Raw genomic sequence first — 14,704 nt, 5'->3', positions numbered from 1 at the left:
TTCTGGTCGCTCACTTGGTGCCCTCCGCCTCTGCGACGCGCGCCTGACGGCGGGTCACCGCGTTGTCGGTGGCGCCGGTGATGGCCGAGATGATGGTTTCGTGGCTGGTTTCGGCGATCTTGAAGACGCCGTTGTTGCGGCCCAGTCGCAGCACGGCGACCTGGTCGGCGACGGCCCGCACGTCCGCCATGTTGTGGCTGATCAGGATCACGCCGAGGCCGCGGTCGCGGAGCCGCTCGACCAGGTCGAGCACCTGGGCGGTCTGCTCCACGCCGAGCGCGGCGGTGGGCTCGTCCAGGATGACGATCTTGGGGTCGCCGATCAGCGCGCGGGCGATGGCGACCACCTGGCGCTGGCCGCCGGAGAGCGCGGCCACCGGGATCCGCACGCTGGGGATCCGGATGGAGAGCGTGTCGAGCAGCTCCTGGGCCTTCTTCTCCATGGCGACCTCGTCCAGTCGGCCGCCGCGCATCAGCTCCCGGCCGAGGAAGAGGTTGGCGACCACGTCGAGGTTGTCGCAGAGCGCGAGGTCCTGGTAGACCGTCGCGACGCCCAGCGCCGTGGCGTCCTGGGGGCGGTTCAGGGTGACCTTGCGGCCCTCCCACTCGATGCTGCCCTCGTCGATCGTGTACACCCCGGCGATCGTCTTGACCAGGGTGGACTTGCCGGCGCCGTTGTCGCCGACCAGGGCGACCACCTGGCCGGCGTGCACCTCGAGGTGGACGCCGGTGAGCACCTGCACGGCGCCGAAGCGCTTGGAGACGTCGTGCAGGGCGAGGACGGGTGTGTCTGACTGAACCATCGTGGCTCCTTCGGGGTCGTCAAAAGGGGCGCACGTGGCTCTGCTGGGAGGCCGGGTACGCCGGAGTGCCGCGCGGGGCGCCGACCGGACCGCCTCGGGTCCGGTCGGCGACCGGCTGTGAAGGGGCGCTGGATTACTGGAGGTTGGCGTCCTTGCAGGCCTGCGCGTACTGCGCGGTGCAGATGTCCGAGACCTTGTAGAGGCCGTCGGCGATCACGGTGTCCTTGATGTTGGCCTTGGTCACCACGACCGGGGTGAGCAGCAGCGAGGGGACGTTGGTGCCGCCGCTGGTGGTGGTGGCGGTGGCGACGCTGGTGACGTCCACGTTGTGCAGCAGGTTGACCGCGATGGTGGCGGCGCCCTCGGCCTCCGGCTTGTAGGCCTTGTAGATGGTGTAGGCCTGGTCGCCGGTGAGGATCCGCTGGATCGCGTCGGAGGCCGCGTCCTGGCCGCCGACCGGCACGCTGATGCCCTGGGCCTTGAGCGCGGTGATGATGGCGGCGGCCATGCCGTCGTTGGCCGAGTAGACGGCCTGGAAGCCGTTCTTGCCCAGCGAGGTGATCGCGGCGCCGATCTTCTGGCTGGCCACGGTGGGCTTCCACTCGCCGGACTGCTCGTAGACGATCTTGCCCACGGCGCTGTCCAGCACCTTGTGGGCACCCGCCTTGAACTGGCCGGCGTTCGGGTCGTTGTCGTCACCGTTGATCATGACGACGTTGGCGGACTTGGCGTTGCCGCCCAGCGCGTTCACCAGCGCCTGGCCCTGCAGCTCGCCGACCTTCTCGTTGTCGAAGGAGACGTAGGCGGAGACCGGACCGGCGGCGAGCCGGTCGTAGGCGATGACCTTGACGCCCTTCTTCTGCGCGTCACTGACCCAGGAGGCGGTGCCCGCGGCGTTCACCGGGTCGAGCATGATCACCTTGACGCCCTGCGAGACCAGGGTGTCGAACTGCTGCTTCTGGGTCGCCGCATCGCCGTTGGCGTTGTTGTACTTGACCGTGCAGTCCGCGCAGAGCGACTTGACCTTGGCCTCGATCAGCGGCTTGTCGAAGGACTCGTAACGGACCGACGAGGAGTTCTCGGGGAGGAGCAGGCCGATGGTCTTGGTGTCTCCCGAGCTCGCGGAGTTGGAGCTGCTGCCACCGGCCTTGCCACAGGCGGCCATGGTGAGAGCCATCGAAACCGCGGCGGTGCCGATAACGACGCGACGCATCATTGCGTTCATGTGGGGGGAGCCTCCCTGACAGAGCCGCAACGTTGCGGCGAGGTGGGATGGAGTCAACCCCCCACCCTGCCGCGTCGTCAACATATGAACCCAGGCCCACCCGGATCCAAATGTATTCGTTACCTTCCTGAAGGCTAAGCCGAGACCAAACTGTCCGATCCTGTCCCGTTTTCGTCCCCCTTGCGGGGGACCGGTGGAGCGTCAGGCACGTGCCGCCGCGGCCGGCGTGGCGTGTCCGATTGCCCCGGTTTCGCCCATCTCGCTCATCACCAGGGCGAGGGCGCCGAGCACCTCCGCGCGACCGCCCAAGGTGCCTGGCACGATCGACAGCTGACGCGCCGCCGAGGGGATCGCATAGCGCGCCACCGAGTCCCGGATCGGAGAAAGTACCAGCTCACCGGCCTCTGCGAGGTCACCACCGAGGATCACCCGACGGGGATTCAGCAGATTGCACAGGGTCGCCACACCGGTGCCGATCTGCCGCCCGGCGTCCGCGATCACCCGTCGGCAGCCCAGGTCGCCCTGCTGGGCCAGCCGGACCACCTCGGACAACGTCAACTCGCGCTGGTGACTAGCGTTCAAGAGGTTGAGCAGGTAGCGGGATCCCACGAAAGTCTCCAGGCAGCCGCGGTTGCCGCAGCGGCAGACCGGCCCGGACTCGTCCAGCGTGATGTGCCCGATCTCGCCGGCGGTGCCGCCCGGCCCGCGGTAGATCTGCCCGTTGATGACCAGGCCGGCGCCCACCCCGCTGGCCACCTTGATGTAGGCCAGGTCGGCCAGCCCGCGCCCGGCCCCCCAGACCAGTTCGCCCAGCGCGCCCAGGTTGGCGTCGTTGTCGACGTGCACCGGCATGCCCAGGCGCTCGGACAGCTCCCGGCCCGGCGCGATCCCGGTCCACCCCGGCAGGATCGCGGTGGAGCCGAGCGCCCCGGTCTCCACGTCGATCGGCCCGGGCACCCCCAGGCCCACCCCGATCACCTTGTCCGGCCGGAACCCGGCCTGCTCCAGCAGTCGCGCCACCAGCGCCTCGGCCCGGGCGAAGCCCTGCTCGGCGGAGACGTCCACGTTCATCGGCTCGGACTCCTCGGCGAGCACCCGGTGCGCCAGGTTGCCGACCGCCACCCGCAGGTGGGAGTGGCCGAAGTCGACGCCGACCACGATCCCGGCGTCACCGCTCAGCGAGACGCTGCGGGCCCGGCGGCCTCCCGAGGAGGTGTCGGCCACCACCACCGTGCCGCTCTCCTTGAGCTCGCGCACGATGTTGGAGACCGTCGCCGCGGAGAGTCCGGTGGAACGGGCGATCTCCGCCTGGGTCAGCGAACCGGCCATCCGGACCGCGCGCAGCACCCGCTCGAGGTTGGCGCGGTGCAGTGAGGACTGCGAACCCGGCGTGTCCATGGACATGAATTACCCTCCTCAGGGTCCGGGAACCCGACCGTTCCCGCCCCGCGCCGCGCCATTGCGACGGAGCTCCGTCAACCAGAAGTTCACCTTCAACTTGTGAACTCTATGCCGAGAGCCGCGGTGCGTGCGCTCCCGCCCGGTCGGACCGCCCCGGCGGGAGGCTCGGGCCCTTGGACAGCCCCGAACGGCCCACCTCTACGATGTCCGTTGTTCCCAGCCGCCTCTTCGGCCTCCAGTGTCGCATCGGCCTGGATCAGGCGGACCACACCAACGATCGATAACGGGGCATCACATGGCAGGCGATCAGCCGGACCAGAAGACCCAGCTTGACGGAGCGTCGGTACCAGCGCCGAGCCAGCCGGCCGGCGCGGGCGCCGAGGACGTCAGCTACCAGCCGACCGAGCTGGCCTTCCCGGCGCAGCCGCCCGCCGGCGCCGCACCCGCGGCACCCGGCACGCCGCCCCCGCCCTCCGGCGCCCCGGCCGGCCCGTACGCCCCGCAGGCCGGCGGCTACGGCTACCCGCAGGGCCAGCCCTATCCGACGCCCACGCCGCAGGCCGACGGCTACGGCTACCCGCAGGCGCAGTCGTACCCGACGCCCGCGCCGGGGCCGCAGTCCGGCTACCCCGGTTACGCCCAGCCCCAGCCCGGCTTCCAGCAGGCCGCCGCCCCCGGCTACGCCTACCCCGGCGCGCCGGGTGTCCCCGCCCCGACCAAGCAGCGCAACCCGGTGATGCTGTTCGGCGCGATCGCCGGCAGCGTGCTGGCGATCGGCATCGTGATCGGGCTGATCGTGCTGTTCTCCACTCCCCAGCACCCTCCCGCGACCACCGGCTCCCCCACCGGCGGCCCCAGCGGCAGCGTCGCCTCCGGCCAGCTGACCGACCTGTGGACGGCGCCCAAGTCCGGCGACAGCGGCGACAACCGCATGATCGGCTCCTGGGTCACCGACAAGCTGGTGATCCGCGGCGACGCCGGCGCACTGACCGCCTACAACCTCAGCGACGGCAAGGTCGCCTGGACGCTGCCCGCGCCCAGCGGCACCAAGGCGTTCTGCAGCATGTCCAAGACCACCAACAAGGCCGGCCTCGGCGCCGTCAGCTTCAACCTGGGCGACGACGACTGCGCGGCGATCGGCGCCGTCGACGCGACCAGCGGCACGCTGAAGTTCAAGGTCGGCAGCCCGCTGCCGGACCAGAAGAGCTTCGACACCGCGGTCACCATCACGGACAACGCCATCGGCGCGGCCAGCAGCGGCGTGCTGGGCGGCTTCAGCCTGGCCGACGGCCACCAGCTGTGGAAGTACTCCCCCCGCGGCCAGTACTGCAACGGGACCGCGGACGCCGCGGGCGGTCTGATCGTGCTCAGCGACTACTGCGCGGACGGCTCGCCCAAGCAGCTGCTCCAGGTGATGAACGCGGACACCGGCAAGGTCGGCACCAGCATCCCGCTGCCCAACGAGAACGACCGGCTGTCCCAGATCGTCCAGACCAAGGGGATGCTGGTCGTGCAGATCAGCGCCGACGCCGACGGCGACTACATGTTCGCCATCGACTCCAACGGCAACCAGCTGCCCAAGATCCCGCTGAAGGTGACCGGCGAGGACAAGATGCGCCCGTCCGCGGCCTCGGCGGCGGTGTCGCACAACCTGGTGCTCGGCAACACCCTGTACATCGAGGTCGACAAGAGCAACAAGACCGCGATCCGGGCCATCGACCTGACCAGCGGCAAGACCCTGTGGACCACGGACGGCGGCGCCCAGCAGGGCCTGCGCCTGGTCGACGAGGGGGGCGACTCCCCCACCGTGATCGCCATCAACGGCTACGACCAGGGCGCCCAGGTCGGCTCGCTGTCCGCCACCGACGGCTCGTTCAAGGCCAGCGCGACCTTCGCCCAGAAGGACTCCCTCTCGATGACCTTCCAGGACTCCGAGGTCATGCACTCCGACGACGGCCGGGTGCTGGTCCTCGACGGGCTGCCGATCGAGCACAGCGCCGTCATGTACGGCTCAAAGAACTGACCGTTCGTCACCCGGTGGGTGCACGCTGCTGCGTGCACCCACCGTTCGGCTTTCCGCGCGGTCAAAAGGATGCTTCCCGAGCCGGGCGACGTGGGAGGATGCGGCCAACAAGCCTGACGAAGGAGTCCTGCGAGTGCCTGGCACCAACTTGACCCGTGAGGAGGCCCGCACCCGGGCCGCGCTCCTGCACGTGGACGCGTACGACATCGAGCTCGACCTGAGTTCGGCCCGGGAACTGGAGACCTTCCGGTCCACCACCACCGTCCGGTTCACCGTCACCGACCCCGGCGCCGCCACCTTCATCGACCTGGTCGCGCCGACCGTGCACGAGATCGTGCTGAACGGCCGCCAGGTGGACGTCTCGGCCTTCGCCGACAGCCGGATCACGCTGACCGGGCTGGCCGCCGAGAACGAACTGCGGGTGGTCGCCGACTGCGCCTACACCAACACCGGTGAGGGCCTGCACCGGTTCACCGACCCGGTGGACGGCGAGACCTACCTCTACAGTCAGTTCGAGGTGCCCGACGCCCGCCGGGTGTTCGCCTCCTTCGAGCAGCCCGACCTGAAGGCGCGCTTCTCCTTCACCGTGCACGCGCCGCGCGGCTGGGTGGTGGTCTCCAACTCGCCCACCCCGGAGCCGGTCGGCGAGGGCGAGAAGCAGACCTGGTCGTTCGCCCCCACCGGGCGGATCTCCTCCTACATCACCGCGGTCATCGCCGGCCCGTACACCGGCGTCTTCGACTCCTACACCGACGGGGACCAGGTGGTGCCGCTGGGCATCTACTGCCGCCCGTCGCTCAAGGAGTACCTGGACGCCGAGGCGATCTTCGACATCACCCGGCAGGGCTTCCGGTACTTCCAGGAGAAGTTCGACGTCCCCTACCCGTTCGAGAAGTACGACCAGCTCTTCGTCCCGGAGTTCAACGCCGGCGCGATGGAGAACGCCGGTGCCGTCACCTTCCGCGACCAGTATGTGTTCCGCTCCAAGGTGACCGACGCCTCCTACGAGATGCGGGCCACCACCGTCCTGCACGAGCTGGCCCACATGTGGTTCGGCAACCTGGTCACCATGGAGTGGTGGAACGACCTCTGGCTCAACGAGTCGTTCGCCACCTACGCGGAGATGGTCGCCCTGGTCGAGCCGGCCGGCACCAAGTGGCCCAACGGCTGGACCACCTTCGCCAACCAGATGAAGACCTGGGCCTACCGGCAGGACCAACTGCCCTCCACCCACCCGATCATGGCCGAGATCAACGACCTCGAAGACGTCATGGTCAACTTCGACGGCATCACCTACGCCAAGGGCGCCGCGGTGCTCAAGCAGTTGGTGGCCTACGTCGGCCAGGACGCCTTCTTCAAGGGCGTGCAGGCGTACTTCAAGCGGCACGCCTGGGGCAACACCACGCTCGCCGACCTGCTCGGCGCGCTGGAGGAGACCAGCGGACGCGACCTCAAGGCCTGGTCCACCGCCTGGCTGGAGACCGCCGGCATCAATGTGCTGCGCCCCGAGATCCAGGTCGACGCCGACGGCGTGATCACCTCCTTCGCGGTCCGCCAGGAGGCCCCGGCGCTGCCCGAGGGCGCCCGCGGCTCGGCCGCACTGCGCCCGCACCGGATCGCCATCGGCAGCTACGAGTTGGTCGACGGCGCGCTGGTGCGCACCGACCGGATCGAGCTCGACGTGGACGGCGAGCTGACCCCGGTGCCGGAGCTGGTCGGCCGCCCCCGCCCCACCGTGGTGCTGCTCAACGACGACGACCTGAGCTACGCCAAGCTGCGCCTGGACCCGGTCTCGCTGACCGCCGTCACCGGCCACCTCGGCGACTTCGCCGACCCGCTGCCCCGCGCGCTGGTCTGGGCCGCCGCCTGGGACATGACCCGGGACGGCGAACTGGCCACCCGTGACTACCTGGACCTCGCGGTGGCCGGCCTGCCCAAGGAGACCGACATCGGCGTGGTGCAGTCGGTGCACCGCCAGGTCAAGCTGGCCCTGGACCTCTACGCCGACCCGGCCTGGCGCGAGACCGGACTGGCCCGCTGGGCGGCCGTCGCCGAGGAGCGGCTGTGGGCCGCCGAGCCGGGCAGCGACCACCAGCTCGCCTGGGCCAAGGCGCTCGCCGCGGTGGCCCGTTCGGCCGAGCAGCTGGACCTGCTGGCCGGACTGCTCGACGGCACCGCGGAGTTGGCGGGCCTGGCGGTCGACACCGACCTGCGCTGGGACCTGCTCACCCGCCTGGTCGCCACCGGCCGGGCCGGCGACGACGCGATCGCCGCCGAGCTGGAGCGCGACAACACCGCGGCCGGCCAGGAGAAGGCCGCCACCTGCCGGGCCGCCCGGCCCACCGCCGAGGCCAAGGCGCAGGCCTGGGCGTCGGTGGTCGACTCGGACGAGCTGACCAACTACGTGCAGGACGCGGTGATCAGCGGCTTCAACGTGGCCGACCAGCGCGAGCTGCTCGCCCCGTACGTGGCCAAGTACTTCGAGTCGCTGACGTCGGTCTGGGAGACCCGCAGCCACGAGATCGCCCAGCAGATCATCATCGGCCTCTACCCGACCCTGCAGCTCAGCCAGGCCACCCTGGACGCCACCGACGCCTGGCTCGCCGGCGCCGACCCGGCCCCGGCCCTGGCCCGCCTGGTCGTCGAGTCCCGCTCCGGCGTCGAGCGGGCGCTGCGGGCGCAGGCCGCGGACGCGGCGGCGAACCGCTGAGCGGGTGAGCCTGCCCAGCCGGGAGCCCGGGCACGCCGCGTGCCCGGGCTCCCGGCTCTTGCGGCTAGCGGAGCCCTCCCGCCCGCGACGATGACGAAGGTCGCCGTCGGCCTTCGCGCGGCCCTCGCCCGGTGACCGCTCGCCCGCGCAGCCCCGCCCGCGCAGCCCTCGTCAGGGCAGTGTCAACTCGAAGGCGGCACCCGCCCCCTGCGTCGGAGCCAGGACGAGGTCGCCGCCGTGCGCGCGGGCGATGGCCCGGGCGATGGCGAGGCCGAGGCCGGTGCCGCCGGTGCTGCGGGCGCGGGAGTGGTCGGCCCGGGCGAAGCGCTCGAAGAGGTGGGGGCGCAGCGCCTCGGGGATGCCCGGACCGTCGTCGAGGACGGTCAGCCGGCGGTCGGTCAGGCGCAGTGTGACGGTGGTACCGGGCGGGGTGTGGCGGTGGGCGTTGCCGAGCAGGTTGGCGACGACCTGGCGGAGCCGGTCCTCGTCGCCGACGGCCGACACCGGCTCGGCGGGCAGGTCGAGGCGCCAGTGGTGGTCGGGGGCGGCCGCCCGGGCATCGGCGGTGCAGTCCAGGGCGAGCCGGGTCAGGTCGACGTCGGCGCGGGCCAGTGGGCGGCCGGCGTCCAGGCGGGCCAGCAGCAGCAGGTCGTCGACGATGGCGCCCATCCGGCGGGACTCCGCCTCGATGCGTTCGAGGGCGTGCCGCACCGGTGGCGCGATCTCGGGGTGGCGCAGGGCCAGCTCCGCGTGGCCGCGCACGGTCGCCACCGGGGTGCGCAGCTCATGGCCGGCGTCGGCGGCGAAGGCGCGCAGCCGGTCCTCGACGGTGTGCCGCTGGGCCAGCGCGTCCTCGACGTGGCCGAGCATCCGGTTGAGGGCCAGGCCCACCCGACCGGTCTCGGTGCGGGGGTCGGCCGCCTCCTCGGGCACCCGCTCCTCGATCTCCACCTCGCCGCGGGCCAGCGGCAGTGTGCTCACCCGGGTGGCGGTGGCGGCGATCCGGTCCAGCGGGCGCAGCGCGAGCCGCAGCCAGCCGGTCCCGGCGAGCCCGGCCACCAGCACCGCCAGGCCGAAGACGACCACCTCGATCGTGATCACCTGGTGCATGGTGTCCTCGACCGGCCGCATCGGCAGGCCGGTGACCAGCACGTCGCCGTCCTGCCCGGCGACCGCACGGACCCGGTACTCCCCCGGGCCGCTCAGCTGCACCGTGCGGGCCGGGCCGCCGACCGGGAGACCGGCCAGCGCCAGCCGGTCGGCGGCGTCGAGGGTGACCCGGTCGTCGGTGTCGGCGGGGGTGGTGCCGGCGGCCACCGCCGGGTCGTCGGCGTCGCCGTCCACCACCCGGGCGGCGGTCACGGTGCCGTTCAGCAGCCGGGCGCCGAGGGTGCCCGGGGCCTGCGCCCGGGTGTCGCTGCGCCCGTCGCCGGTGTGCTCCAGGCTGGCGGCGTAGCGGCCGCCGGTGTCGGCGAGCTGCTGGTCCAGGCGGTCGAGGAGGCCGCTGTGCAGCGCGCTGGTCACCGCCAACCCGACCCCGACGAAGATCAGCAGCAGCAGCGCCAGCAGGCCGGTGATCAGCCGGGCCCGCAGCGAGCGGCCGCGCGGCTCCAACCGGAACGGCTTCAGCGAGGGCTGCCTCATGTGGCGGCTTTCAGCAGGTAGCCGGCGCCGCGGACGGTGTGGATCATCGGTGCCCGCCCAGCGTCGATCTTCTTGCGCAGGTAGCTGATGTAGAGCTCCACCACGTGGGCCTGGCCGCCGAAGTCGTAGGACCAGACGGCTTCCAGCAGCTGCGGCTTGCTCAGCACCTGGCGCGGGTGCCGCATCAGGTGGGCGAGCAGCGCGAACTCGGTGGGGCTCAGGTCGATCGGCTGCCCGCCCCGCGTCACCTCGCGGGAGGCCTCCACCAGCACCAGGTCGCCCAGGACCAGCGCCTCGGCCGGCGGGGCGGCGGCCGGCTCGGCCCGGCGCAGCAGGCCGCGCAGCCGGACCACCACCTCGGCCAGGCTGAACGGCTTGGTCACGTAGTCGTCGCCACCGGCCGCGATGCCGGCGATCCGGTCCTCCACGGCGTCCCGGGCGGTCAGGAAGAGCACCCGGGTCTCGGGGCGCTCGGCGTGGATCCGCTCCAGCACGGCGAGCCCGTCGAGGTCGGGCAGCATCATGTCGAGCACCACGGCGTCCGGCGCCCAGCTGCGCACCGCCGACACCGCCTCCGCGCCGGTGGCCGCGCCGACGGCCTGCCAGCCCTCGTAACGCAACGCCCCGCAGAGCACCTCGACAAGATCGGGTTCGTCGTCGACGACCAGGATGCGGCGGGTCATGTCAACCATTCTGCCCGGCCGGGATGAGAAAGCCCTGAGATCCCGCACCCCCTGGACCGCTCTGAGCTGGGAAAACGCACCCGGACGAGACCGGACTCATAGGGAACTGAGAGGTGCGGATGGCAGGGTGGCGGTTCGGTGAGCAAGGAGGACGGAGTGAGCACAGCGACTCAGCACCGCGGCCGGCGGGCGGCGCCGACCCCGGTGCGGCCGCCCGAGCTGGCCAAGGCCGCCCTGCCGACCCTGGTGCCGGTCCTGATCGCCGTCGGCGCGCTCGCCGTGCTGGCCATCTGGTGGCGGGACACCTCGGCGGTGCGCGGCGCCGACGAGTGGCTGACCGGCGCCTCCCGGATCGCCGGGCTGCTGGCCGGCTACGGCGCGCCGGTACTACTGCTGCTGATGGCCCGGATCCCGGTGCTGGAGCGGGAGGTGGGCGCCGACCGACTGGCCCGCTGGCACGCGATCGGCGGCCGCTACGTGGTGAGCCTGGTCCTGGTGCACCTGGTGACCGTGATCTGGGGTTACGCCCTCACCGCGCACCGCGGCCTGGTGAGCGAGACCGGGCAGCTGGTCTTCCACTACCCGGAGATGCTCAAGGCGACCCTGGGCACCCTGCTGATGCTGGGCACCGGCGTGGTCTCGGCCCGGGCCGCCCGCCGCCGACTCAGCTACGAGGCCTGGTACTACCTGCACCTGGCCACCTACCTGGCGATCGCGCTGGCCTTCGCCCACCAGCTGGCCAACGGCGCGGACCTGATCGAGGGCCCTGGGCTGCTCGCCTGGTGGGCGCTCTACCTGGGCTCGTTCGCGATCCTGGGCTGCTTCCGGCTGCTGCTGCCGTTCCTGCGGGACCGGCGGCACCGGCTGCGGGTGGCCGAGGTGCGGCCGGAGGCGGACGGGGTCGTCTCGGTGTTCCTGACCGGCCGCGATCTGGAGGCGCTGCGCTGCGAGCCGGGGCAGTTCTTCCGACTGCAGTTCATGACCCCGGGGCTGCGCTGGGCGGCCAACCCGTACTCGCTGTCGGCGCCCCCGCACCCGCGCTTCCTGCGGTTCACGGTGAAGGACTTGGGCGGGCACAGCGCGGCGGTCGCCCGGCTGCGGCCCGGGGTGCGGGTGCGCGCCGAGGGCCCGTACGGGGCGTTCACCGCGCGCCGCCGGGTGGCGCCCGGGCGGCGGGTGCTGCTGATCGCGGCCGGGGTCGGGATCACGCCGATCCGGACGCTCTTCGAGACCCTGCCGGCCCACCAGGGCCAGTTGACCCTGCTGTACCGGGCCCGGCGGGCCGAGGACGTGCTCTTCCGGGACGAGCTGGAGCGGGTGGCCGCACGCCGCCGGGCCCGGCTCGAGCTGCTGCTGGGCGATCGGCGCACGGTCGGCGACCCTCTCACGGCGGCCTCGCTGGCCCGCCTGGTGCCCGGGCTGAAGGGGCACGAGGTCTTCCTCTGCGGCCCGCCCGGGATGATGGCCGCCACCGTGCGCGAGCTGCGCGCGGCGGGGGTGCCGCAGCACCTGATCCACCACGAGTCCTTTGAATTCTGACCGCCCGTACCGAAGGAGCGTCGACTGATGCGCCGAATGATCGTCACCAGTGCGGCCACCGCAGCCGGGATCGTGCTCCTGCTCTCGCTGAAGCCGCACGGCAGCGCCTCGGCCCAGTCGTTGCCGGTGATCTCCTCGGACACCGGGGCGGCCCCGGCACCGGCCTCGTCGGGCGCGAGCGGGAGCGGAACGTCGACCGGGCCGACGTCCGGGTCGTCGTCCCCGGCCGCCCCGGCCGCCGGCGGCACCCGCACCGTCACCGGCAGCGCGGTGGACACCCGGTACGGCCCGGTCCAGGTGCGGATCACCCTGACCGGCAGCAAGCTCACCAAGGTGGACGTGATCCAGTACCCCTCGGAGAGCAACCGCGACGAGGAGATCAACAGCTACGCGCTCCCCGAGCTCAACCAGGAGGCGATCGCGGCCGGCAACGCCAACATCGACTCGGTCTCCGGCGCCACCTACACCAGCGACGGCTACACCCGCTCGCTGCAGAGCGCCCTCGACCAGGCCGGCATCCACTGATGCTGCGCCACGCCGAGGAGGTGATGGGCACGGTCGTCTCGTTCGCGGTTCCGAACGCCGACGACCCTGCGGTGCTGGCCGGGCCGATCGCCGAACTGCACCGGCTGGACCGGCTGTTCTCCACCTACCGCCCGGACAGCGACATCAGCCGGCTGGGCCGCGGTGAGCTGACCGTGGAGCAGTGCGACCCGCTGGTGGCCGAGGTGCTGGCGAGCTGCCGGGCGGTCACCGCGGAGAGCGACGGCTGGTTCAGCATGGGGGTCCCCCCGGCCGAAGGCCGGGGGAGGCCCGGCGGGCGGCTGGACCCGTCCGGCTGGGTCAAGGGCTGGGCGGTGGAGCGTGCCTCGGCGCTGCTCACCGCCGCCGGGTTCACCGACCACACGGTGACCGGCGGCGGCGACGTGCAGGCCCGGGGCCAGGCGGCGCCGGGTCGGCCGTGGCGGGTGGGAGTCGCCGACCCGCAGCGCCCCGACCACCTGGTCGCCGTGGTCAGCGCCGCAGGTGACTTCGCGGTCGCCACCTCCGGCACCGCCGAACGCGGCGCGCACATCATCGATCCGCGCACCGGCCGCCCGGCCGACGAGCTGCTCTCGCTCACCGTGATCGGCCCCGGACTGGCCCGCACCGACGCCTACGCCACCGCCGCCTTCGCCATGGGCCCGCGCCGCGCCCTCCCCTGGCTCACCGCCCTGCCCGGCCACGAAGCCCTCGCCGTCCTCCCCGACGGCACCCGCCTGGGCACCCACGGCCTGCCCCACTACCTGGCGAACCCGACCTGACATGACACGAGGACCGATGACCGGCGAGGACGCCTGCTTCTCTCCATGCCCGCTCCGGTTGGTCGGTACTATCGCGCCCACGCCTGAACGATCAGCGTTCCCAGGTTGTCCGGCTCGGGGGCCTCCAGCACCTTGGCATAGACCTCCAGGAAGCCGACGTTGCGCAGGACGCCCTCCCACATTTCCGGCGAGTACGCCCAGCGCTGGACGGGCAGCACCCGGCCCCGGAAGCCGTTACCGTACATCCCCTGGGCGCCGTAGCAGCCTTCCACCGGAGGGGCGCACGAGAACACCAGGACGCCGTTGTCGGTCAGGTGGTCGCGGACCGGCTCCAGCCACGCGCGGGGATCGGTGAACCACAATGCGCCCCAGTTGGAGAAGATCGCGTCCCACTTCTGGGTGGTGCCAGCGAGGTAGGTCAGGACATCCGAGCACACGAACTCGGCACCGTCCTGGGGCCACCGCTGGCGGCAGTGCTCGATCTGGACCGGGGAGATGTCGACACCGACGGCGCGGACGTTCTTGCGGGCGAGGTAGGCGGTCATATCGCCTGTTCCGCAGCCTAGTTCCAGGGAGGTCTCCGGCTGTCCCAGCAGTTCCTCTGCCGGTCCGTGGCGGTCGTACTGCGTCCATCCGAACCCGCGCTCCCGGGACTCCTCCACGGTGATCGGGGCCTCGGCGTAGCGGTTCCAGTAGGTCAGAAGGTCCATGGGCAGGACGCTACTCATGCGGTCCCTTGATCGCCAATTCGCGGTATTTTCGGGCGAGTTGGGTGGAAATCTGGGCATGCGGAGGCCGGCACCTGGAATGGTGCCGGCCTCCGGTTCACTCGCTCAGTGGCAGCCGCTCTGCGTCCGCGAGGAACACGGGGTGCAGTTCGTGGCGTCCTTCTCCCACAGGGCCACGTCGATCTCGAACCCGAAGGCCGCGATGGCTTCGGCGGTGCGCATCACCGACCCGTCGCACTTGCGCTCGATGAACGGGATGTGGTCGAGGAACTGGCCGTAGTGCTGGTCGCAGAACTCCCTGTAGATCTTGGTGTCGAGGATGAGCTGGTGCACGCCCTCGTCGACCAGTTCGCCGCACCCGAGGCCCGGCGTGCCGGACTGCATGGCGGTGATGAGGTAGGCGATAGCCTGGCCGAACACGCGCTCGGCCATGACGGTGTCCCAGGTGTGGTGGTCCCGGATGAGGAGCGCGATCTCCCGGTCCCACACCTCCGGGGTCACGTAGTTGCGGGGGTTGCGGGTGATGGTCGGTGTTGCCACTGTGCCCTCCGATTGTCGAGTCGGATTGCTGGGTGGTGCTCACCGCCGCGTCAGTGCACGGCGGAGTCTTGGGGGACGGCAGCCCCGCTGGCAGGGCCGAGTCAG

12 protein-coding genes are annotated in these 14,704 nt (G+C 71.7%); 5 read left to right on the top strand and 7 right to left on the bottom strand.

What is annotated here, in order from left to right:
* Positions 1-10: 10 nt before the first annotated feature.
* The 3 genes from LN042_RS04520 to LN042_RS04510 form a co-directional block, all read right to left on the bottom strand.
* Positions 11-802 carry an ATP-binding cassette domain-containing protein gene (locus LN042_RS04520; protein ID WP_230048631.1) on the bottom strand — a complete coding sequence of 264 codons (792 nt, stop codon included), beginning with the start codon at positions 800-802 and terminating at the stop codon, positions 11-13.
* Positions 803-935: 133 nt separating this feature from the next.
* Complete coding sequence (locus tag LN042_RS04515; protein ID WP_230048629.1) at positions 936-2,027, bottom strand: sugar ABC transporter substrate-binding protein; 1,092 nt, start codon at positions 2,025-2,027, stop codon at positions 936-938.
* 201 nt (positions 2,028-2,228) lie between these two features.
* Positions 2,229-3,425 (bottom strand): ROK family transcriptional regulator, encoded by a 1,197-nt coding sequence (locus LN042_RS04510; RefSeq protein ID WP_230048990.1) that lies wholly within the window; start codon positions 3,423-3,425, stop codon positions 2,229-2,231.
* A 298-nt stretch (positions 3,426-3,723) separates the two neighbouring features.
* On the opposite strand from LN042_RS04510, the gene LN042_RS04505 reads away from it, so the two are divergent.
* Both LN042_RS04505 and pepN read left to right on the top strand, forming a co-directional pair.
* Positions 3,724-5,451, top strand: a complete 1,728-nt coding sequence (locus tag LN042_RS04505; protein ID WP_230048627.1) for an outer membrane protein assembly factor BamB family protein — start codon at positions 3,724-3,726, stop codon at positions 5,449-5,451.
* A 133-nt stretch (positions 5,452-5,584) separates the two neighbouring features.
* Positions 5,585-8,161, top strand: a complete 2,577-nt coding sequence (gene pepN / locus LN042_RS04500) for an aminopeptidase N (protein ID WP_230048625.1) — start codon at positions 5,585-5,587, stop codon at positions 8,159-8,161.
* A gap of 171 nt (positions 8,162-8,332) precedes the next feature.
* Here the strand turns inward: pepN and LN042_RS04495 are convergent, their stop codons facing one another.
* On the bottom strand, positions 8,333-9,805 hold the full coding sequence (locus LN042_RS04495) for a sensor histidine kinase (protein ID WP_230048623.1): 1,473 nt from the start codon (positions 9,803-9,805) through the stop codon (positions 8,333-8,335).
* Positions 9,802-10,497 carry a response regulator transcription factor gene (locus LN042_RS04490; protein ID WP_372495673.1) on the bottom strand — a complete coding sequence of 232 codons (696 nt, stop codon included), beginning with the start codon at positions 10,495-10,497 and terminating at the stop codon, positions 9,802-9,804. The genes LN042_RS04495 and LN042_RS04490 overlap by 4 nt, the downstream gene beginning before the upstream one ends.
* A gap of 147 nt (positions 10,498-10,644) precedes the next feature.
* Between LN042_RS04490 and LN042_RS04485 the strand changes: the two genes are divergently transcribed.
* From LN042_RS04485 to LN042_RS04475, 3 genes are read left to right on the top strand one after another with little or no spacing between them, the layout of a single operon-like run.
* Positions 10,645-12,027: a ferredoxin reductase family protein gene (locus LN042_RS04485; protein WP_372495672.1), complete on the top strand. Its 1,383-nt coding sequence runs from the start codon at positions 10,645-10,647 to the stop codon at positions 12,025-12,027.
* Positions 12,028-12,054: 27 nt separating this feature from the next.
* Positions 12,055-12,552, top strand: a complete 498-nt coding sequence (locus tag LN042_RS04480; RefSeq protein WP_230048619.1) for an FMN-binding protein — start codon at positions 12,055-12,057, stop codon at positions 12,550-12,552.
* Positions 12,552-13,331 carry an FAD:protein FMN transferase gene (locus tag LN042_RS04475; RefSeq protein ID WP_230048618.1) on the top strand — a complete coding sequence of 260 codons (780 nt, stop codon included), beginning with the start codon at positions 12,552-12,554 and terminating at the stop codon, positions 13,329-13,331. Before LN042_RS04480 ends, LN042_RS04475 begins: the two co-directional genes overlap by 1 nt.
* Before the next feature lie 68 nt (positions 13,332-13,399).
* Here the strand turns inward: LN042_RS04475 and LN042_RS04470 are convergent, their stop codons facing one another.
* Positions 13,400-14,041 (bottom strand): class I SAM-dependent methyltransferase, encoded by a 642-nt coding sequence (locus tag LN042_RS04470; RefSeq protein WP_230048616.1) that lies wholly within the window; start codon positions 14,039-14,041, stop codon positions 13,400-13,402.
* A gap of 123 nt (positions 14,042-14,164) precedes the next feature.
* Positions 14,165-14,599 (bottom strand): glycine-rich domain-containing protein, encoded by a 435-nt coding sequence (locus tag LN042_RS04465; RefSeq protein WP_230048614.1) that lies wholly within the window; start codon positions 14,597-14,599, stop codon positions 14,165-14,167.
* Positions 14,600-14,704 lie beyond the last annotated feature (105 nt).

The organism is Kitasatospora humi, assembly GCF_020907985.1.
GTDB classification, from domain to species: domain Bacteria; phylum Actinomycetota; class Actinomycetes; order Streptomycetales; family Streptomycetaceae; genus Kitasatospora; species Kitasatospora humi.
The sequence above is the reverse complement of the archived record's forward strand: the minus strand, read 5'-3'. Positions and strand labels throughout refer to the sequence as shown.